Origin of the sequence: Thalassospira lohafexi (assembly GCF_002844275.1) — a bacterium.
In the GTDB taxonomy this organism is placed as follows: domain Bacteria; phylum Pseudomonadota; class Alphaproteobacteria; order Rhodospirillales; family Thalassospiraceae; genus Thalassospira; species Thalassospira lohafexi.
In genome coordinates this window covers 315,998-335,384 of the sequence record NZ_NXGX01000006.1, presented here as the reverse complement: position 1 = coordinate 335,384, position 19,387 = coordinate 315,998, and the positions used below count along the sequence as shown (strand labels likewise).

The 19,387-nt window shown below is 52.8% G+C and carries 19 protein-coding genes and 1 tRNA gene; 10 read left to right on the top strand and 10 right to left on the bottom strand.

The window, feature by feature from the left end:
• Positions 1 to 75 precede the first annotated feature (75 nt).
• Complete coding sequence (locus tag COO92_RS16650) at positions 76 to 312, top strand: hypothetical protein (RefSeq protein ID WP_101303924.1); 237 nt, start codon at positions 76 to 78, stop codon at positions 310 to 312.
• 33 nt (positions 313 to 345) lie between these two features.
• On the opposite strand, the gene COO92_RS16645 is transcribed toward COO92_RS16650, so the two are convergent.
• Positions 346 to 1,179 carry a DUF547 domain-containing protein gene (locus COO92_RS16645; protein ID WP_240626480.1) on the bottom strand — a complete coding sequence of 278 codons (834 nt, stop codon included), beginning with the start codon at positions 1,177 to 1,179 and terminating at the stop codon, positions 346 to 348.
• Between the two features lie 196 nt (positions 1,180 to 1,375).
• Between COO92_RS16645 and COO92_RS16640 the strand changes: the two genes are divergently transcribed.
• On the top strand, positions 1,376 to 2,320 hold the full coding sequence (locus tag COO92_RS16640) for a putative metalloprotease CJM1_0395 family protein (protein ID WP_101303922.1): 945 nt from the start codon (positions 1,376 to 1,378) through the stop codon (positions 2,318 to 2,320).
• 76 nt (positions 2,321 to 2,396) lie between these two features.
• Here the strand turns inward: COO92_RS16640 and pyrC are convergent, their stop codons facing one another.
• The 4 genes from pyrC to COO92_RS16625 form a co-directional block, all read right to left on the bottom strand.
• Positions 2,397 to 3,440, bottom strand: a complete 1,044-nt coding sequence (gene pyrC, locus COO92_RS16635) for a dihydroorotase (RefSeq protein WP_101303920.1) — start codon at positions 3,438 to 3,440, stop codon at positions 2,397 to 2,399.
• A gap of 109 nt (positions 3,441 to 3,549) precedes the next feature.
• Positions 3,550 to 3,696 carry a hypothetical protein gene (locus tag COO92_RS22105; RefSeq protein ID WP_165792383.1) on the bottom strand — a complete coding sequence of 49 codons (147 nt, stop codon included), beginning with the start codon at positions 3,694 to 3,696 and terminating at the stop codon, positions 3,550 to 3,552.
• 483 nt (positions 3,697 to 4,179) lie between these two features.
• Entirely contained in the window at positions 4,180 to 5,190 is a 1,011-nt protein-coding gene (locus COO92_RS16630) for a serine hydrolase domain-containing protein (protein ID WP_240626479.1), read from the bottom strand.
• 233 nt (positions 5,191 to 5,423) lie between these two features.
• Positions 5,424 to 5,500: transfer RNA gene (locus COO92_RS16625), tRNA-His, on the bottom strand.
• A 333-nt stretch (positions 5,501 to 5,833) separates the two neighbouring features.
• On the opposite strand from COO92_RS16625, the gene COO92_RS16620 reads away from it, so the two are divergent.
• Positions 5,834 to 6,838 (top strand): Gfo/Idh/MocA family protein, encoded by a 1,005-nt coding sequence (locus COO92_RS16620; RefSeq protein ID WP_101303916.1) that lies wholly within the window; start codon positions 5,834 to 5,836, stop codon positions 6,836 to 6,838.
• A gap of 84 nt (positions 6,839 to 6,922) precedes the next feature.
• On the opposite strand, the gene COO92_RS16615 is transcribed toward COO92_RS16620, so the two are convergent.
• The gene (locus COO92_RS16615) at positions 6,923 to 7,795 is read right to left on the bottom strand and encodes a LysR family transcriptional regulator (RefSeq protein WP_101303914.1); all 873 of its coding nucleotides are present in this window, start codon (positions 7,793 to 7,795) and stop codon (positions 6,923 to 6,925) included.
• Positions 7,796 to 7,922: 127 nt separating this feature from the next.
• On the opposite strand from COO92_RS16615, the gene COO92_RS16610 reads away from it, so the two are divergent.
• Complete coding sequence (locus COO92_RS16610; RefSeq protein ID WP_101303912.1) at positions 7,923 to 8,273, top strand: rhodanese-like domain-containing protein; 351 nt, start codon at positions 7,923 to 7,925, stop codon at positions 8,271 to 8,273.
• 94 nt (positions 8,274 to 8,367) lie between these two features.
• Here the strand turns inward: COO92_RS16610 and COO92_RS16605 are convergent, their stop codons facing one another.
• Entirely contained in the window at positions 8,368 to 9,540 is a 1,173-nt protein-coding gene (locus tag COO92_RS16605) for an aminotransferase (RefSeq protein ID WP_101303910.1), read from the bottom strand.
• A gap of 581 nt (positions 9,541 to 10,121) precedes the next feature.
• On the opposite strand from COO92_RS16605, the gene COO92_RS16595 reads away from it, so the two are divergent.
• Positions 10,122 to 10,460: a P-II family nitrogen regulator gene (locus COO92_RS16595; RefSeq protein ID WP_007091888.1), complete on the top strand. Its 339-nt coding sequence runs from the start codon at positions 10,122 to 10,124 to the stop codon at positions 10,458 to 10,460.
• 62 nt (positions 10,461 to 10,522) lie between these two features.
• Entirely contained in the window at positions 10,523 to 11,932 is a 1,410-nt protein-coding gene (glnA, locus tag COO92_RS16590) for a type I glutamate--ammonia ligase (protein ID WP_022733560.1), read from the top strand.
• 132 nt (positions 11,933 to 12,064) lie between these two features.
• Here the strand turns inward: glnA and COO92_RS16585 are convergent, their stop codons facing one another.
• Both COO92_RS16585 and COO92_RS16580 read right to left on the bottom strand, forming a co-directional pair.
• The gene (locus tag COO92_RS16585; protein ID WP_240626478.1) at positions 12,065 to 13,726 is read right to left on the bottom strand and encodes a sensor domain-containing diguanylate cyclase; all 1,662 of its coding nucleotides are present in this window, start codon (positions 13,724 to 13,726) and stop codon (positions 12,065 to 12,067) included.
• A gap of 159 nt (positions 13,727 to 13,885) precedes the next feature.
• Positions 13,886 to 14,227, bottom strand: coding sequence for a hypothetical protein (locus COO92_RS16580; protein ID WP_101303906.1), 342 nt, complete (start codon positions 14,225 to 14,227; stop codon positions 13,886 to 13,888).
• A 201-nt stretch (positions 14,228 to 14,428) separates the two neighbouring features.
• Between COO92_RS16580 and COO92_RS16575 the strand changes: the two genes are divergently transcribed.
• From COO92_RS16575 to COO92_RS16565, 3 genes are all read left to right on the top strand, one after another.
• A complete protein-coding gene (locus COO92_RS16575) occupies positions 14,429 to 14,833 on the top strand; it encodes an OsmC family protein (RefSeq protein ID WP_101303904.1) in 405 nt (134 codons plus the stop codon).
• Between the two features lie 151 nt (positions 14,834 to 14,984).
• Positions 14,985 to 16,301: an alpha/beta hydrolase gene (locus COO92_RS16570; protein WP_101303902.1), complete on the top strand. Its 1,317-nt coding sequence runs from the start codon at positions 14,985 to 14,987 to the stop codon at positions 16,299 to 16,301.
• A 49-nt stretch (positions 16,302 to 16,350) separates the two neighbouring features.
• Positions 16,351 to 17,292 carry an alpha/beta fold hydrolase gene (locus COO92_RS16565; protein ID WP_101303900.1) on the top strand — a complete coding sequence of 314 codons (942 nt, stop codon included), beginning with the start codon at positions 16,351 to 16,353 and terminating at the stop codon, positions 17,290 to 17,292.
• A 13-nt stretch (positions 17,293 to 17,305) separates the two neighbouring features.
• Here COO92_RS16565 and COO92_RS16560 read toward each other — a convergent pair whose 3' ends face one another.
• Positions 17,306 to 18,250: a helix-turn-helix domain-containing protein gene (locus COO92_RS16560; RefSeq protein WP_101303898.1), complete on the bottom strand. Its 945-nt coding sequence runs from the start codon at positions 18,248 to 18,250 to the stop codon at positions 17,306 to 17,308.
• A gap of 148 nt (positions 18,251 to 18,398) precedes the next feature.
• Here COO92_RS16560 and COO92_RS16555 point away from each other — a divergent pair, with 148 nt between their 5' ends.
• A complete protein-coding gene (locus tag COO92_RS16555) occupies positions 18,399 to 19,370 on the top strand; it encodes a phytanoyl-CoA dioxygenase family protein (protein ID WP_101303896.1) in 972 nt (323 codons plus the stop codon).
• Positions 19,371 to 19,387 lie beyond the last annotated feature (17 nt).

Genomic DNA, 19,387 nt, shown 5'->3' with positions numbered 1-19,387 from the left:
CAGACACAACTTTTTAATTGCGAATGACTTTCAATATCACTACACTGCGAATAACAAAAAACGGGATATGAGCAGATGAGTTACGTTGATCAGGAATTGTCGGTCGAAGATATGCTTGCCGACCCGATCGTGCAGACATTAATGCGCTATGATGGCATTTCTGCCAGTGACGTTCGTCACACGATGGAACAAGTAAATCTAAACCGCCCTGACATGCCGGTCGGCGCGCACAAGAAATCCATTGATGGCACCAGCAAACATTGGGGCATATCGCGCCCGATCAACGGCGGCGCACCACACAAAGCCGCCTGAACCAAGACGGTTTGGCACCCTGCCCGCCATGCATCATTTGGCGGCGGCGTTTAACGTCCAGTCATATTCATACCCGGCAATATCCAAACGCGGCGCATCGGCCTTTAGCTGTGTGGCAAGCGCCGGCCCGGCATAACGGGTTAAATGTCTGATGAAATCCGCATCACTTTTGCCAAAATCATCCCGATACCAATCATACAGCTGTGACAGCACAAACGCCCCATCCCCATCGCGGTGCACAGACCGGGGATGATTGATGAAACCCTTGGCCGCCTGATCAAGTTGCGCGTCAAGAATGTCTGCATCATAGGCCTTTGGCGCCAATGCCGGACAGCCAATGGACGCACAATTGACCGCGTAATGAATGCGCGGGTCGTGCCAGATCGGGCGTAAAATACGATGTTCGATATCATCAAGGCTAAGCATGCGGCCCTCGACCGTTATAAGCTTTTTGCCCCACGGCCCGGATGAAAACAGTCCTGGCGAAATGTCGATATCGCGGATCGATGTGACCGGATAGTGATCAAGCACCACCTGCACGGTCAGGGCGTTATATAGATTAACCCAATAGGCAAATTGCTGATCACGGTTGAGATCATCAACGCCAACCTGCGCCATGGATGCGATATAGCCCGATATTGCGTCATAACCGCCTGACTTGGCCGACGCATAATCAAATGCGGTAACGCCGGGTTCAACCACCACAACATAACGATCCAGAACGTTCTGCCATAAGCTGTGATCAACCGTGTCGGTGCTTTGCGGATCATGGGCCTGCCAATCGGACCAAAGGTCGGCATCAGGTGCGCTGCGCGCAACGCCGGGGCACAGCAACAAAACCAAAACCATGAAGATCGAGACACGCATTATCGACACCATATTCCAACGTGAATGCAGCAAGCTTCCAACCGCTTTTCGCAAAAACCATTGATAGCCTTGCCCCATAGACACAGTCACATCAAACCAACGTGATCGCCCCAGACGCAAAATCAATTGGTTAAGTCAGGCATTTCACCCATCGGCCTTATATACATTTAACCCAAGGTTGGGTTATAATGGCCCCATGATACAGGCAGGTGCCATACAGGTTATCCCCGGAAGTGGTGGGCAACTTGGCCAAGTCATAGCCACACGCGCCCTGCCCGGCTCCGGGAGCCAACCGACGGTCAATGGATCGGGCGGAACCAATACCGTTGCGCCATCGACCCAGCCCGCCGCCGTTGCGATTGTGCCGCTGGCCTCAAACGCCCCGAAACCGCTGCCGCCTGCATCGTCACCGCCATCCTATCAACAAGCAACGCAAACCACATCCGTGCAAGCATTCAATAGCCAAAGTGCTACGGGGCAAAGTGCGACTGGACAAGGCGCTGACGGGCAACCTGCCGTGCCACAAGCCCCACCTGCACCTGCACCACCACCGCCACAGCAAACTGCGCCGATCCAAAGTGCCGCCTCGGTCGTTACCATCATTCAGCAACTTGATCCGCGTGACATTGACGGCGAAGCCGCATCCCAGCAAACCGACACCCGAAGCCCGGCCGAACGCCAGCAGCAGGAGCGCGAAGCGACACCCCAAAGCGCACGACAACCAACATCCAATCCGGCGATTTTAACCGCCAGCGAACGCGAGATTATTCAGGAATTAAGTGCGCGTGATGCCATCGTTCGCACCGAAGAAGAAAGCCATCAGACCTTGGCCGGGGCCAATGCCGGCATGATCAGCTATAGCTATAGTGCGGGGCCGGACGGGCGGCTTTATGCCACCGGCGGGAAAGTCAGCATCCATCCGCTTCAGGGATTGGAAGGCGTTGCCGCCATTGCCAATCAGGCCGCCATTTCGCGCGCGGCATCGGTGCCGGGAAGCTCTGCCGCCGATTTTAACGTCGCCAAGGGTGCCTCAAAGAATATCTCGACCATGATCGCATCACAGGCCAGCGCCGCAGCCGAAAGCTACCGCAACACAATTGGCCTCAATACCACCCCCGGCACCGTTGATTTGAGCGGGTAACCCTGCCCCAGCCGACCACACAACAAAAAAGCGGCCCACATTGGAGCCGCCTTTTATATGGATTGATCGCCGTTGATCAGGCGTAATGCCAAAACACGTCAAAGCCCGGATTAAACACCGTCACCGGACCTTCGCCCGTTTCGATCTTTTCGGCGAACTTGGCCGGTTCGGCGCGCTTTTCCAGCGTGATCTTGTCGCCATTCAGCGGCAGGCCATAAAACTGCGGGCCGTTCAGCGACGCAAAGCCTTCGAGCTTATCAAGCGCGTCTTCCTGCTCAAACACATGCGCCAGCAATTGCACGGTGTTATTGGCGGTAAAGATACCGGCACAGCCACACGGGCTTTCCTTGCGTTCATCGGTATGCGGGGCTGAGTCAGTACCCAAGAAGAAGCGCGTATCACCCGATGTTGCAGCCGCACGCAGCGCCAAGCGGTGCTTTTCACGCTTGGCCACGGGCAGGCAATACATATGCGGATGAATGCCACCAACCAGAATGGCATTGCGGTTAATGATCAGATGATGGGTGGTGATGGTCGCACCAAGGTTCTTGTCGTGCGCCTTGACATATGCGACACCGTTTTCGGTGGTGATATGCTCCATAATCACCCGCAAGTCCGGCACCCGCTTGCGCAAGGGGTCCAGAACCCGGTCGATAAACACCGCTTCACGGTCGAAAATATCAACATCCGCATCGGTGACTTCGCCGTGGACACACAGCGGAATGCCAAGCTCGGCCATACGTTCCAACGCAGGCATTGCCTTGTCAAAATCACGAACACCACTGTCGGAATTGGTCGTCGCCCCGGCCGGATAAAGCTTCAATGCCGTGATCACCCCGGCCTTATAACCTTCCTCGATATCATCGGGATTGCTGCCCTCGGTCAGATAGAGCGTCATCAGCGGGGTAAAATCATGGCCAGACGGGATGGCGGCAGTAATACGATCCCGATACGCCACCGCATCATCGGTTTTGACCACCGGCGGCACCAGATTGGGCATAATGATCGCACGGGCAAAATGTTCGGACGTCTCGCCAATCACCGATTTCAGCATATCGCCATCACGCAAATGCAAATGCCAGTCATCTGGACGGCGAAGGGTTATGCGATGTGTCGACATGCGGCGATCTCCTGGCAAGCAATGAAATACGTCTGGGGAAAGTGCAGGGGTTAATTAACAGCTTAGGTTGGATTTGGGAATGTCAAAGAGGATCAAGTCGCATGACTTATCATTCGTGTTGCGCTTGAGCTTCACGAGCCTCACAAGCAGCAAATTCATAGACCTCCGAAGCATACTGCTGTGCTGACGACGCAAAACTGTTAGCGTCTTCAATTAGCTGGTTCAAATCATCAATATAGCTATCGATATCGCTCAAATAAGAATCAATTTCCCACTGATCGCATGTATGCTTTCCTGAAAAGCTATAGCTAGACAAACAATATGGAACCGACGGTCGTCGAAGAAAAGAGCTGGGAGTGTTGTTATAAAAGCTCGGCTCGAAACAGGATGCAAACGCTGGACTCCATTGGAACGACGTTAAAATAGCAACCAACGTAAACACAAAACTTCTAAAAAACAGCATCGATACACCTCAATACAATTAGATTAATCTAATTATACTTATAATTACTGTTTTCAATAAGTAAGATTTTGCTGGTAACTGAATTCGTTTGAACTGCTAAAATACGAAAAAGTCTAGGCATTTCTGCCTGACCTTTTCACAATGGGGCGAGTGATGGGGATTGAACCCACGGCCTCCAGCGCCACAAACTAGCGCTCTCAACAGAAAAAGGGGACAGATTTATTTTTCTGCCCCATCCTGCCCGCCACCCTTTTTACATGCTCTTCGTCGCATCCGTCAGGCGAGTGAAAGCACCGGCCCCTCAAGCAGATCCATCAAATCCCCAAAATATCCGCCTGATCGTGCGGGCGACGTCGGATCAGAGGTGATGGCCACCGCCAGATCCTGTTCTGGATGTGCCGCGATGATCTGGCCGCCATAGCCGCGTGCGATAATGAAGCCGCTGCGGGTCAGGAACCAGCCATAGCCATAATCAAAGCCCGAATAAGGTGATCGGGTGCGGGCTTGGGTTGATTGGTCTATCCAGTCGGCCGGAATGATCTGGTCCCCATCGAACCGGCCTTGATCCCGCATAAGGGTTGCGATGCGCAACATCCCGCGCGGCGTCAGCGCCATCTCATTCCCGCCGAAATAATAGCCTTGCGGATCCTGTGTCCAAGCTGGAATTTCAATGCCGAGCGGCTGACCAAGGACAGCGCGCGCCTGCGCAAGCAGGCTTTTTCCTGTCGCAACCGCGAGCACAGCACCAAGGATATGCGTGGTGCCGGTGGAATAGATCATACGCCCGCCGGGCGTGGCGACCATCGGTCGGCGTAGCGCAAAGGCAACCCAGTCTTCGGAATTGACCCAAGCGCCGTAGTTTCGCCCTGATGTGCCCTCAAGCCCGGCCCTGAGCGTCAACAGTTCTTCGATGGTCAAGTCTTCTACACCGGGGGTGGCATTTAAAGGAATGATAGACGGCGCTATTTCGCCTATGGTGGCATTGACCGAAGGGATCGAGCCTTGTGCGATTGCATTGCCAGTCAGCAGACCGATGATGCTTTTCGAGCAGGACTTGATGTTCGCAACCCGATCCAAGCCGCGCCCGCGCGGCGCTTCTGCGACGATGATTTCGTCACCGCGCTGTACCAGGATTGCATGAAGCTGGGACATGACAGCAATTCGCGAAGGGATGTCGGACGGCGCCTGTGCGAAGGCCCGGGCCACAAGGGGAACGGCCATCGCACCCAGAAGGGTCGCCGAAAAGGCACGACGGGTCAGCATCGGATGTGGTCTGTCGCTGGGCATATCCATCAGTCCTTGGAGGTAGGGATCATGTGCGTGCCCAAACTATTCGCAGTCCATATGACCACGGGCAACAACGCACGACTTTCCAGCCAATCGGCCCGGAAGAAAAAACCATTATTTGGAATTATTTAGTCAACAATGTGACACCAAACCAAAATCGGACAAGACCGTGTCGCAGCGTTTTGTAACCAGAAACGAAAAAGGCCAGGCATTTCTGCCTGACCTTTTCACAATGGGGCGAGTGATGGGGATTGAACCCACGGCCTCCAGTGCCACAAACTGGCGCTCTAACCGACTGAGCTACACCCGCCATCGTGTGGCGCGGTTTATATGGCCCGAGGCCCCCAACGTCAAGCGCATATTTTGACTTTTTTGCAGCGGTTTCCCCAGCAAAGCACAAAGCGCCGATTTTTGCGGCCTTTGAGTATCGCCGTCGGTAAATCGCGATTGATTTGGTCACAAATGCCCCAACCTACCCGTCCGAACATCTTGCATGTCACGTCATATGCCTTAATTAATTCAATTCAATACCACATCCTGTTGGTATCGCGCTCGGCCAAGGGCTGATTGTGACGCCGAAGATCAGGACTGCCTGTGTTTATCAATGCAGGCCACGAACGAGAAAAACAGACGGAGTATCGGAATGAAGTGGGGCGTTATCAGCACCGCCAAGATTGGCACGGAAAAAGTCATCCCGGCCATGCAGGAAAGCGATCAGCTGGAAATACTGGCGATTGCCGGCCGCGATCTTGGGAAAACCCGCGAGGTTGCCGAAAATCTTCGCATCCCGCGCGCCTATGGCTCCTATGAGGAGCTTCTGGCCGATCCGTCGATTGAGGCGATTTACAATCCCCTGCCCAACCACTTGCATGTCGAATGGACCATCAAGGCACTTGAGGCAGGCAAGCATGTCCTGTGTGAAAAGCCGATTGGCCTCGACACCACTGATGCCAAACGCCTGATCGAAGCACGCGATAAAAGCGGCAAACAGGTGCTTGAGGCATTCATGGTCCGCCATCACCCGCAATGGGCTGAGGCGCGCAAGATCATTGAAAGTGGTCAGATCGGCGAGCTGACCACCGTGCAAAGCATCTTTACCTATTTCAATGCCGATCCGAACAATGTGCGCAACAAGAAGGATATCGGCGGCGGCGGTTTGCTTGATATCGGCTGTTACTGCATTGTTGGTCCGCGCTATGTCACGGGCAAAGAACCGATACGGGTCGTATCACTGATGGATAAGGACCCGAAATTTGGCACGGATCGGCTTGTGTCGGGCATGCTTGATTTTGGATCAGGGCTTCAGGCAAGCTTTGTCTGTGGCACACAGTCCGCCGCAGTTCAGCGCGTGCATATTTTGGGCACGGAAGGCCGGATTGAAATCCTGATGCCGTTTAACCCGATCCCGGAAAACCCGGCACTCATTCGCGTTGCCGGGCAGAAACAGCCGGGCTTTGACGACGCACGCGAAATCAAATTCCCGATTTGCAATCACTATACCCTGCAAGGTGAGTCCGCGACGGCGATATTCAAGGGCGAAAGCCCGGTCGATTACCCGATCGAAGACGGCATTGCCAATATGCAGATTTTGGATGCCATGGCGCGTTCAGCCAAAACCGGTAGCTGGGAAATGGTTTCTCCACGCTAAGGCCTCCGCCATCAACGCGAACCGTCTCATCAAAGCACAAAAGCCGGGGGAAACCCGGCTTTTTCTTTATCTTGCCGGTGCTATCTATTGCCCGACGAAAACGGCATTGTGTGCCTTTAAACGCGGGAACATGAAATCATTAAAGGCCCGAATGCGCGGCACTGTTTGCAAATCACGATGAATCAGCATCCATAAATCGTTATCAAGTCCGTCAATCGGATCGGTTAATATCCGAATATTGCCAAATGCCTTAGCCAGAAAAACCGGCAACACCGCAAGCCCGCCGCCGCCATCAACCAACCGTGCAACATTCAAAAGTGAGTTGCTGCGAAGTGCGACGTGCTGATTTGCAAAATTCTGATCCCGCCAGCGAGCTGCTGCGATGTGGGCCAGTGTTTCATCACATGTGATCCATGGACCTGCCATTGGATCGGGATACTGATCCGATCCGCAGATGACCGATCTGATCAGCCCAATTTGACGCCCAAACAAGTTTTCGTTGGGGTGATTGATCGGTCGGATGGCAACATCCGCATCATGACGGTTGAGATCATAGAACCGGTTATCGGTCGTAACATGCAGGGTAATTTCGCCGTAAGCCTCGCAAAATGCGGCAAGATCGGTCGCCAACACACCATGGAGCAATGTATCGGTGGTGGTTAGACGCACGACACCGGATGGGCGGATGTCTTTCCCCGCAAGTTTGCGGGCAAGGACCGCCATTTCATCTTCGAGTTTTTCGGCCGTTTCAACCGCAGCCAACCCTGATGGGGTTGGCTGATAATCACCCTGCTGGCGCTCAAACAGCTTCGCACCAAGACGTGTTTCGATATCTGCCATCCGACGAAACAGTGTCGAGTGATGCAAACCAGTTTGTTTTGCGGCCTGCGTTACACTGCGTGCTCTGGCAACGGCCAGCACCAGTTTCAGGTCATCCCACTCAAGCATGTCTGCCATTTCTGCCCACCTCAGTTGATATTCGCATTATTGCACACACTATGTGAAATATCGCAAATTTACTTTGCACATACGCACATCGATACTGATCCCATCAGACAACAGAATTCCAGATGGAGATTGGAAAATGACTGCAAAAATAACCCGTAGTGAACTGCAATCTGTACTTGGCAGCGCACAGGCCCCGGTTTTGATCGAAGCCCTTCCGGCACGGTATTATGTCGATGCCCACCTGCCCGGTGCGATTAATATTCCCCATGACGCGATTGATGAAAACATCAAACACATCCTGCCCGATTTGTCAGCGCCCATTGTGGTCTATTGCGCCAGCGGTCCGTGCAAGAACTCCGGCATTGCCCAAACGGCCCTGACCAAACTTGGATATCAGGATGTCCGCGACTATCACGACGGCAAACAGGACTGGCTTGACGCAGGCCTTCCTTTACAGGGGCAAGGTGTGCTTGAAAAAATGGCGTAATCTGGCGTCAGAAAACACTTAAAAAAAACAGGCCAGCATTCCCCCTGCTGGCCTGTTTTTATATCGCTTTTTATCTTCAAGGCGGTTTTGGCGTTTACTTGGCAAAGGCCTTTTTCATCCGCTCGATGGCGTCCGCCATTTTGGCTTCTTCCTTGCAGAAACAGAACCGTACGAAGTTACGCACGCCGCCGTCTTCGCCCTGATAGAAGGCCGACACAGGAATGGCGACAACGCCGGCCTCCTTGATCATCACCTGGCAAAACTCGACATCATCGCAATCATAGCCAAGCGGGCGGAAATCACAGGTGATGAAATAGGTGCCTTGGGAATCAAGCACATCAAACCCGACTTCCTTTAGCCCCTTCATCAGGAAATCACGCTTGGCCTGCATTTCCGCGGTGAAGTTTTCAAAGTATGCATCGTCCTTGTTCAGGCCATAAGCGACCCCATGCTGCAATCCCGGTGGCACAGTGAACACAAGGAACTGGTGGGCCTTTTTGATCGGCTCCATCAACCGTGCACAGGCGGTGACATAGCCAATTTTCCAGCCTGTCAGCGAGAATGTCTTCCCGGCTGATCCAATCCGCACGGTGCGGTCATGCATCCCCGGGAAGGTCATCAAAGGTTTGTGTTTGCGACCATCAAAGACAAGATGCTCATAAACCTCGTCACACAGGGCGATCACATCATGCTTGATGCACAAATCGGCGATAAATTGCAGTTCATCGTCGCCATAGACCTTTGAACACGGGTTCTGCGGCGAGTTGATCAGGATCAGTTTGGTTTTTTCAGAAAAGGCCGCAGCCAATTCATCGCGCGGCAAATCCCAGTGCGGCGGGGTGACGCGGACCAGTTTTGGGATACCACCGGCCAGCTTCACAATTGGAAGGTAGCTGTCATACAGCGGCTCAATCAGGATGACTTCATCACCCGGAGCGACAAGACCAAGGATCACATCGGCCAGTCCCTCGGTCGCGCCGACGGCGACCAGAACTTCGGTTTTGGGATCAACATCAATGCCATAGAAACGCTTGTTGTGATCGGCTACCGCCTGCAAAAGTTCCGGCACCCCGGCAAGTGGCGGATACTGATTGGACAGTTCCATGGTTGCGCGGGCGGCGGCTTCGCGGATATCAGCCGGGCCATCGGTATCGGGCGCACCCTGCCCCAGATTGATGGCCTGATGTTTCTGAGCCAGTTCGTTCATCACTTCAAAAATCGTGATGCCGCCCGAAGCAAAAAGAGGATTACCGACAAATTCGGTCATGAGGCGTCCTTTTTCTTTATGGTCCTGTCACCGGATGGTGGCGCCATGGTTGAGTACGGTGGCGTCCGGCATTTGATCCCAGATATTTATCCAACCCTGATGCCATGACTATATACTATATCGCCAGCGATACATCGTATCGACATGATCCGTCGACGCAAAGCCAGCAACAAACATTCTGATTTGGTCCCGTTCAGGCCCCCGAAAAGTCCGCCGTCCGGCACCAAGATCGAAAGATCGTCGAGTCACCCGCATCATACGGATTTTTCAGTAAAATTTGATCTGTTATGGCAAATTCTGTCGCATGACGGGGTAAACTTGGCAAGTGCTGATCCGTCTCAGCCCGGCGACGACACGCCGATAACACGGATTTGCATATTTTTTGATCATCTTGCCTAAAACTAAGTCACACCCATCGCAGAAAATGTTAAAAATTTCATGGGTTTTGCTGGGTTTTCATGCAGAGAATCCCTAGAATGCGTTGGCGGACCTGAATTGGCATGGTCCGTGCAAATAGAGAGCGAGCGAAGCATTATGCTTTCCGAGTTCTACGCAACTCTCGCAAAAGCAGAGGGCGCTTAATGAAAAAGATTGAAGCCATCATCAAGCCATTCAAGCTTGACGAGGTAAAAGAGGCCCTTCAAGAGATCGGCCTCAAAGGGATTACCGTCACCGAAGCCAAAGGTTTCGGCCGTCAGAAAGGTCACACGGAGCTGTATCGCGGCGCCGAGTATGTCGTGGACTTTCTGCCGAAGGTAAAGCTGGAAATCGTTGTCGAGGACACGCTTGTCGAGCGTGCGATTGAAGCAATCCAGCAAGCCGCTCATACCGGCCGTATCGGCGACGGTAAAATTTTCGTTTCCTCGCTTGAGGACGCGATCCGTATTCGTACCGGTGAACGGGGCAACGACGCGATCTGATCGGTCTTGTCTGTTATTGAACACCGTACGGTAACTAATTTTGAGTTTTAAAGGGTTGCATCATGTCTGACGCCGCTTCTGTACTTAATCTGATCAAAGAAAAAGGCATCCAGTTTGTCGATCTGCGCTTTACCGATTCCAAAGGTAAATGGCAGCATACTGCGCAGGATATCTGCACGATCGACGAAGACGTCTTTGTTGACGGCATCATGTTCGACGGTTCGTCGATCGCCGGTTGGAAAGACATCAACGAATCCGACATGATCCTGATGCCGGACCCGGCATCGGCTGTTGTTGATCCGTTCACCGCACAGCCTTGCCTGATCCTGTTCTGCGACGTTATCGAACCGGCCACCGGCCAGGGTTACGAGCGTTGCCCGCGTTCGACCGCGAAACGCGCACTTGCTTACATGCAGTCGGCTGGCATCGGTGACACCGCATACTTTGGTGCAGAACCAGAATTCTTCCTGTTTGACGACGTCCGCTGGACCACCAGCCAGGACAGCATGGCTTACGCGCTTGACTCCGAAGAAGGTCCGTACAACACCGGCACCGAATTTGAAGGCGGCAACCGTGGCCACCGTCCGGGTCCGAAGGGTGGTTACTTCCCGGTCCCGCCAGTTGACTCGGCAAACGACATTCGTGCCGAAATGGTGAACTACATCAACGAAATGGGCGTGCGTTGCGAAAAGCACCACCATGAAGTTGCACCGTCGCAGCACGAACTGGGCATTGCCTTTGGCACCCTGATCGACCACGCCGACGCGATCCAGATTTATAAATATTGCATCCAGATGGTTGCACACCAGTATGGCAAAACCGCAACCTTCATGCCGAAGCCTGTCTTTGGTGACAACGGTTCTGGCATGCACGTGCACCAGTCGATCTGGCACGAAGGCAAACCACTGTTTGCTGGCAACGGCTATGCCGATCTTTCTGACACCGCACTTTACTACATCGGCGGTATCATCAAGCACGCCAAAGCACTGAATGCTTTCACCAACCCGACGACCAACTCATACAAACGTTTGGTCCCGGGCTTTGAAGCACCAGTTCTGCTGGCATATTCGGCTCGTAACCGTTCGGCTTCCTGCCGTATCCCGTACACTGCTTCGCCGAAAGGCAAGCGTGTTGAGATCCGTTTCCCGGATGCGCTGGCAAACCCGTATCTTGCATTCACCGCAATGCTGATGGCTGGTCTTGACGGCATCCAGAACAAGATCCACCCGGGCGATGCCATGGACAAAAACCTCTATGACCTTCCGCCGGAAGAGCTCAAAGACGTTCCGACCGTTTGTGGCTCGCTGCGCGAAGCACTTACCAGCCTCGATGCAGACCGCGAGTTCCTGAAAAAAGGCGACGTGATGACCGACGACCTGATCGATGCATACATCGGTCTGAAAATGGAAGAAGTCATTCGCTTCGAACAGTCACCGCACCCGGTCGAATTTGACATGTATTACAGCGCATAATCCTTTCACCCGAAAGGACGACGCCAAAGCGAAACGCCCGGTCATCACGACCGGGCGTTTTTCTTTTCGGCTAAAACAAAAGCAGCACCTTGCGCACGTTTTCACACACCAGACCAAGGCTCCTGCGTGCCCCTACTCGACATCATCCTGATGAATTTCAGGTTCAAGGGCTGGGCTATACAGGCAGCTTTGCGCTTTTCCGGAGTTCTTGGCCTCATACATGGCCTTATCCGCACGGCGGAGCTGTTCACTCATATCGCTGTTTCCGCCCGCGAATACCGAAAAACCGATCGAGGCCGAAATACCACAGTCGTGCTCTTGCCAAATGAACGGCTTTGTCATTTCCGCCAAGATGTCGTCCGCCATCTTGGTCATATCGTCTTCTGTGCCCTTGTTGATGAACAACAGACAAAACTCGTCCCCGCCAAGACGTGCGACCTCATCAGCCCTCCGCGATACACGTTTTAGCCGCTTGGCCGTTTCCACCAGCACCCAATCCCCCGCAGCATGCCCCTTGGTGTCATTCAGATTCTTGAACCCATCCAGATCTAGAATAAAGATCGATGCCGGTGTATCTGTTCCGCGTAAAACGGCTTCGCACTGATCAAGTTTTTGCATGAACCGCGCGCGGTTCGCCAAACCGGTCAATTCATCATTATTGGCTTTGTTTTGAAGTTCGCGCGCGGCGTGCTTTTGCTTGGTGATGTCACTTGTCCACCACAGAACGGCTTCTTCGCCTTCGAACGTCAGCGGCTCAAGCGACGTTTTCAACCATCGGGCTTCTGACATGCCAGGCCGCCGCAATCGCAACTCGACATCTTTCAGTTCGCCAAGCATGTCCATGTCTTTAAGCGACTGCTTCCGGTAGCGTTCTGACAGCAAAATGGAATCAGTTGGGTCATTGACCTCGGCTATATCAAGCAGGGTTTCAAATGTGCGGTTAAAGAAGCGGAAAACACCGTCATCACGGTTTGAGATCGCAACCCCGACCGGCGCACTTTCAAGAAGCCCCGTCAGACGCTGGGTTGCTTGTGCCACCTCAGTCTGGGCCTTTTTAAGCGAACTGACATCAATCAAGGATCCGATTGTACCTGCGATGGCGCCACTTGGTGCCTTAAGACTTGATGCCGCAAATAAAGCGACGCGTTCCTGATCGCCAAGCATGAAGGCAATTTCATCACGCACCTGACCTTCTTGCTTTAAAAGCGGTGCTTCGTGGTCGGCGACCGTTTTATTGAGGTCCTCCGGGGCTATTTTGCTGAACTTTGCCCCGATGACATCTTCCGGCTTTTGTTCGAAAAACGCGGCGAAGGCCCCATTGCAGCGGCTGATCACCCCATCAAGGTTTTTGATGTAAACTGGCGTGGGCAGGACATCAATCAGGTGCTGAATGAAGATTTTGTGGTCGGCCAGTGCCTTGGCAAGTTCCTGCGCCTTGCCAGCATCGCGTAAAACAAGCGCTGTCGTATCAGACGGTCCCTGAGCGCAATGCCACGTGAATATCTTGCCAGACAAGCGAAATCCGGGCAAATCGGCCTGCTTACCTGCTGAAATACTTGCCAGTGCATCACGCACGGCACCCACACCGTCGCCGCTGACGAATTCGCCATTCTTGGCAAGATAGGCAAGGAACTGTTTAATCTCTGTTCCTACCCGCATAACGGACTTGGCATCTTCAAGATGCTTTGCCGCAGCCGGGTTGGCATGCACGACCTTAAGACTGGATCGTTCAAGAAGAATAAGACTATCGCGCGACAATGCCGCCGTTGCAGCAACTTCAGGACTTATTGACAATACACCCGTAGCGCCAAAAGACGGCGCACTCCCACGTTGGTATTTTCAGTGATGCCCCAAACCCAGCAGACCTTGTTTTTCGGTCTTTGTCTTTATGCGTAAGCCATTACATATACAGAAGAATAAGTCATTATAATTCTTATGGTGGGGTACAATCAACTATGATTTTGCCGCCGAAACCGGCAGATCGATATAACCACGGTCGATGCAATGCTCCAGCTCACGCGCAGCAGCCAGCATTTCCTGATAGGTTTCACGAAGATGCTTTAGCTTGGCAAGTTCTTGCTCAGTCGGGTGCTGGTCGGTACGGTCTGCACTTAATTTGAACGCGTACTTCAGGTATTCCGCACGCAAACGGGCGACCGTAATCATCAGTGGCACGGCGTTTTCAACCGACATATCGGGAATTGCCGGACTAATGATCTCGTGATTGATTTCGCGAAGCACATGTTCCATGCCCATCATGAAACGGCTTTTGCTGCGAGCTGCATCCTGCGACATGACCTATACTCCTTAAGCCATAAGGGTCTAATTCTGACGTAAGTATCACGCCGGAAAGTAAAAACTCCAATAACAGTTTACCACCAAGGGTCGCATTAATCCCGCGCTGTGTTGTGGGGACAAAACTGATCGTACCTTGCAGGCACGCGCCAACCGCGCTAGACGATGGATCAACAGTTTTTCAAAAACAGGAATTTGATCATGGAAGCACGGGTAAAGTGGCTTGAGAACCTGACCTTCACAGGCACCAGCGGCAGTGGCCACGCTGTTGTCATGGATGGCGACCGGGAAAATGGCTTTGGTGCCAGCCCGATGGAAATGCTTCTTCTGGGCATTGCCGGGTGTTCGTCAATTGATGTCGTTCATATCCTTAAAAAAGGACGCGAGAACGTTCTGGATGTGCAAACCGATGTCAAAGCCGAACGTGCTGAAACCGATCCTAAGGTTTTCACCAAGATTCACCTGCATTTCAAGGTGAAGGGGGATAACCTGAACGAAGCTAAAATCGGTCGGGCCGTTGAATTGTCTGCGGAAAAATATTGCTCTGCCTCGATCATGCTGTCCAAGGCGGCAGAGATCACCCATAGCTGGGAAATCATGGAATAACCAAGACGCACCATAATATCTCGGTGCCGAAAGTCGACATACTTTTAAAGCGGTCTGATAAAGGCCGCTTTTTTTGTTGCTCGCACATGATCGATGCCCGCGTTAAGGTTGCAGTTGATCAACACACTCGCCCCAGTTCTGGAGATGCCCCATGTCCGTCCGTCACGCGATAGGATTACGACTTTGTTCCATCAGTATCGCAACCGGCCTGCTTGCGGGGGTAAGCACAATACAGGCCGCCAACGCCGATGCCCTTTCCCCATCAGGCATGGTCGTTCAGGCCCCCTCGCCCAATGGTGCATTTCCTGACTATGTCAAAAACACCCGAAGTCAAATTCGCACGGTGTTAGAAAGCACGCGCTTCGCCGATGAAAAACAGCCGTTTGGATCGTTCGGTCTGGATGAAGTTGTTGAAATGCGTGCGCCTTACGACATTGCGCCAGACCGAAATTCCTGTGCGGATGGTGACGTCACCTTATCGCGCGGCGAAAATCTGGGTTTTGTCATGGTCCATGGGCTTACGGACAGTCCATATTGGTTAAGTGATGTACGCGATGCCTTGCGCGATAATTACCCGTGCGCATCGTTCCATGGTGTGTTGTTGCCTGGGCATGGCACGGTTCCCGCCGACCTTATGGACGTTGCGTATCAGGACTGGATGGATACGGTTAAGTTTGGCGTTGAATCGTTTGGCCCGGAAGTAGAACAGATCATTCCCATAGGTTTTTCAACCGGTGCGGCCCTGATTGGGCGTTACTATGATATGGCTGATCACGATGATCGCCTGAACGCCCTTGTCATGCTGTCACCCGGCTTTTCTGCGCGCAGCGGCATGGCATGGCTCACCCCCTATGTCCGCTATGTCAAAAACTGGGCGGGCAAGGGTGAAAACAATGATCCGGGAAAATATGGTTCGATGGCGATGAATGGTGCGGCAGAGTTTCATTTGCTCACCGCCCCCTATCGCGATGGATCAATTGGCACTGTCGACATTCCGGTATTCGTTGCGGTCAGTTCGGATGACCAAACCATCGACCCGCTTGTCGTGCTTGATTTCTTCTGTGAAAAGGTCACTGTCCCAAACCGTCATATGGTCTGGTATCAAGGGGAAATCGAAATCCCCGACGAACAAACCCAATGTGACGGTATTGACGTTGTTAAGTCTGCAAATGCGGACTTCAGAACGTTAAACCATGCTCATACCGGCATTACTCTTTCGCCGAACGATCCTGTTTACGGGCTTGATGGCAAACATCCTGATTGCGGTCACTATGACAACAAAGAAGACAAGGAAACCTGCCAAACAGCACCCGATGCAGTTTACGGTGAACGCAACCTTGTTGACGGTGCGACACCCGGAACCCTGCGACGTGCGACGTTTAACCCGGATTTTGACACCATGATGGAGAAAATCATGCATTTCATCGCGGTGTCACGTGCCCCGGCGACCCCAAATCCCGTAGAATAGATATGCGGTTTTGACGTCGGCTTGAACGGAACTTGAGACAGGCATTTGAATGAATTTCTCCCTGCATCACGTAACCAATAAAGATGGCGTGCGGTTACGCTATGGCATCAGCCCGCCTTCTCGGGGTAATTCGGATGCCTATGTCCTTATTCTGCAGGGGCGCGGCGAATATATCGAACGATACCAAGAAACTGCCGAGGACCTGACCCAACGCGGGTTGGGGTGCGTCACGTTTGATTTCCGCGGGCAAGGTGGTTCTGATCGCACGACGTCAGATCCCATCATGGGCTATATCAAAGATGTCACGGAGTATGTGTCTGATACCGCGTGTATTATAGCCCATATCAAAGATCAGCATGACATAACGTGCCAAATGCTTTTAACCCATTCGACGGGCGGGCTCGTGGCAATGAAGATGCTGCTATCGCAACCAGATCTTTGGAAAAGTGTTGTGATGTTGGCGCCGTTTTTTGGCATGGGTGGTCCGGATTGGCTGGCGCTTGCGGCACAGTTCTTATCCGCCAGCCTCTGCCGATACGGTTTTGATCAGCAATACCTTCCGGGTCAAAAGGCATTGTCACCGCTGAATGCATTTGAGCCGGAAAACCTTTTGACGTCGGATGCCGAACGATATGCTCGTAATGTTGCGCTGCTGACAGCTCAGCCAGACCTTGTCATCGGCGGTGTTTCTGCAGGGTGGCTTGATGCCTGTTTTCGTACTCAGGCCAACCTCATGGGCAAACTTGCGGCACCTGCAGAAGCCATGAGCCTCCCCCCTATCACCATGGTTCTCGCTGGCAACGATCAGGTTGTGTCAAACACCACGACAAATGACCTTTTTGGCAACCATCCCAATGTAACCATGTGCGAAATTCCCGAAGCCCGGCATGAAATCCTGCAAGAGCAGGACTATCTTCGCGATCAATTCTGGGCAGCATTTGATTTGCATGTTTCACGCCATCATGCCGAGTGGCTTTCAAACGCTGGCTAACATCCCAAACAACTCACCGGGATGACGTGCTGATTTCTACCCCGTCAAAGCGCATTTTTCGAAATGCACTTGGCGCCACGCCACGATGACGACGGAACTGACGGTTAAAGTGTGACAGATTCTGAAAACCGGCTTCCTCCGCTACGCAATAAATCGGCATATCTGATGACAGCAACAAACTGACCGCACGCCCAAGCCGCAGCCCCATCAGATAATCCTGAATATTTGTGCCCATATGGCGCTGAAAAAAGCGCCGCAATGTCCGTTCGCTCATGCCTGCATTTTGTGCGATCACACGACTGCTGACGGGCTCGACATAGGCACCATGCAATTGATCAAGCACCTTGCCGAGCCGACTGGCATCGTCGCGACCCGGAACATCGGCATTAAACCGATCAGAGGCCAGCGGCTTGAGGTCTTTGGCTTCAATCAAGGTGCGCAGCACTTCGATTAAAAGCACAAGCTGATCTGCCGGTTTTCCCTGATCAAAATTTGTTGCAAGCTTGGCCACCTTACGCGCAATTTTTGAATCGAACTTCACGCCACGCCGCGACAGAAGCAGGATTTTTCCCAGCGATGATAATTCGGGGATGGTTTTGCAGATCGAATTGATCCAGTCCACCGTGAACCAGAAAACAAACGCCTGATGACCCTTACGCCGTCCCTTAACCTGAAGGGCTGCGTCATGAGCACGCATACCACCCGGCGTTACCGACGGTGGGCCCGCATTTTTTGAGTGCCATGTATGGGGTAAATTCGGCCCCAATAGAACCAGGTCATCCTCGCCATACGTCCCGATATGGTCGCCCACGTATCGCTGTCCATAGCTGCCTAGCGTCAGGGTTAATTCATACTCAGGATGGAAATGCCATTCGAACGGAATTGCTTCCAGATTACGGTGCAATCCCTTCCAAGACCGGTCTGCTGCGATCTGGACATGTTCAAACAGCAATTTCATTTAAATACCAATCACGCTTATACGGCATATATATTGGGCAATATTGACCGAATAGTATCAGTATTTGTCCGTGCTGTCAGTGGGCAAATTCCCGGGTCAGAGGTTAGAATTCAACCTGTCACAAACAAAGCACTCGGGAGATACCGCAATGTCGATGCTGGCAAACGCCCCAATGTCAAACACCCCCAATGCCGATCGTCCCGGCAATGCGTCGGTTAAGGAGGTTCGTGGTGCACAGTTGCGCGACCTTGCAAAGACGTTACCGCTTCGCGTTTTATCCGAGGATGATTTTACCCATTGGCAGACCTATGGCTATGTCGTCGTGCCAAATGCGGTTCCCGATGAACAGGTCCGTGCGACCCGCGATTTCCTATGGGAATTTCAGGAAATGGACCCGAATGATCCGGCCAGTTGGGGCCGACCGCAAATGCGCGATCATGCAATGACCGAACTGAACAATTCAGGCATGGTCGAAGTCTATAATCATCAGACACTTTGGGACAACCGTCAGACACAGCGCGTTTACGACGCGTTTGTTGATATTTGGGATCGGACCGACCTTTGGGTGTCGATTGATCGTGCCAACCTGAACACGCCCAATACAGGTAAACGTGCATTTGACGGCTTCATTCACTGGGATGCCGATACGACGGCCGATCCTTTGCCAATTAATGTGCAGGGTGTTTTATCGCTGGTTGATACCACCGACGATATGGGTGGTTTTCAATGCGTGCCCGATTTATTTGCCAATTTCGAGCAATGGCGCAAAACGGCACCATCAGGTCGCGACCCGTTCCGCCCGGATATGGACAGCATCCCCTATGAACCAAAGCGCATAGCGATGAAGGCTGGTGACCTTGTGATTTTCAACAGCCTGCTCGCGCATGGCATTCGCGCAAACCGGTCGGATCAGTCGCGTATTGCGCAATATATCTCGATGGCACCGGCAACGCCCGAGGAACAGGACCTTGTTGACTGGCGGGTCAAAAGCTGGTCCGAACGTCTTCCCGCCCGCGGCCATGCCTTCCCAGGTGATCCACGCAACTGGGAACAAACCTGCTATGACCGGGCAAACCTGACGCCGCTTGGCGAAAAGCTTCTGGGGAAAACACGCTGGTAATCCAACCCTGCACGTAT

Coding starts and splice junctions, on each gene's coding strand:
- COO92_RS16650 (WP_101303924.1), top strand. CDS start 76: ATGAGTTACGTTGATCAGGAATTGTCGGTCGAAGATATGCTTGCCGAC.
- COO92_RS16645 (WP_240626480.1), bottom strand. CDS start 1,179: ATGCGTGTCTCGATCTTCATGGTTTTGGTTTTGTTGCTGTGCCCCGGC.
- COO92_RS16640 (WP_101303922.1), top strand. CDS start 1,376: ATGATACAGGCAGGTGCCATACAGGTTATCCCCGGAAGTGGTGGGCAA.
- pyrC (WP_101303920.1), bottom strand. CDS start 3,440: ATGTCGACACATCGCATAACCCTTCGCCGTCCAGATGACTGGCATTTG.
- COO92_RS16630 (WP_240626479.1), bottom strand. CDS start 5,190: ATGCCCAGCGACAGACCACATCCGATGCTGACCCGTCGTGCCTTTTCG.
- COO92_RS16620 (WP_101303916.1), top strand. CDS start 5,834: ATGAAGTGGGGCGTTATCAGCACCGCCAAGATTGGCACGGAAAAAGTC.
- COO92_RS16615 (WP_101303914.1), bottom strand. CDS start 7,795: ATGGCAGACATGCTTGAGTGGGATGACCTGAAACTGGTGCTGGCCGTT.
- COO92_RS16610 (WP_101303912.1), top strand. CDS start 7,923: ATGACTGCAAAAATAACCCGTAGTGAACTGCAATCTGTACTTGGCAGC.
- COO92_RS16605 (WP_101303910.1), bottom strand. CDS start 9,540: ATGACCGAATTTGTCGGTAATCCTCTTTTTGCTTCGGGCGGCATCACG.
- COO92_RS16595 (WP_007091888.1), top strand. CDS start 10,122: ATGAAAAAGATTGAAGCCATCATCAAGCCATTCAAGCTTGACGAGGTA.
- glnA (WP_022733560.1), top strand. CDS start 10,523: ATGTCTGACGCCGCTTCTGTACTTAATCTGATCAAAGAAAAAGGCATC.
- COO92_RS16580 (WP_101303906.1), bottom strand. CDS start 14,227: ATGTCGCAGGATGCAGCTCGCAGCAAAAGCCGTTTCATGATGGGCATG.
- COO92_RS16575 (WP_101303904.1), top strand. CDS start 14,429: ATGGAAGCACGGGTAAAGTGGCTTGAGAACCTGACCTTCACAGGCACC.
- COO92_RS16570 (WP_101303902.1), top strand. CDS start 14,985: ATGTCCGTCCGTCACGCGATAGGATTACGACTTTGTTCCATCAGTATC.
- COO92_RS16565 (WP_101303900.1), top strand. CDS start 16,351: ATGAATTTCTCCCTGCATCACGTAACCAATAAAGATGGCGTGCGGTTA.
- COO92_RS16560 (WP_101303898.1), bottom strand. CDS start 18,250: ATGAAATTGCTGTTTGAACATGTCCAGATCGCAGCAGACCGGTCTTGG.
- COO92_RS16555 (WP_101303896.1), top strand. CDS start 18,399: ATGTCGATGCTGGCAAACGCCCCAATGTCAAACACCCCCAATGCCGAT.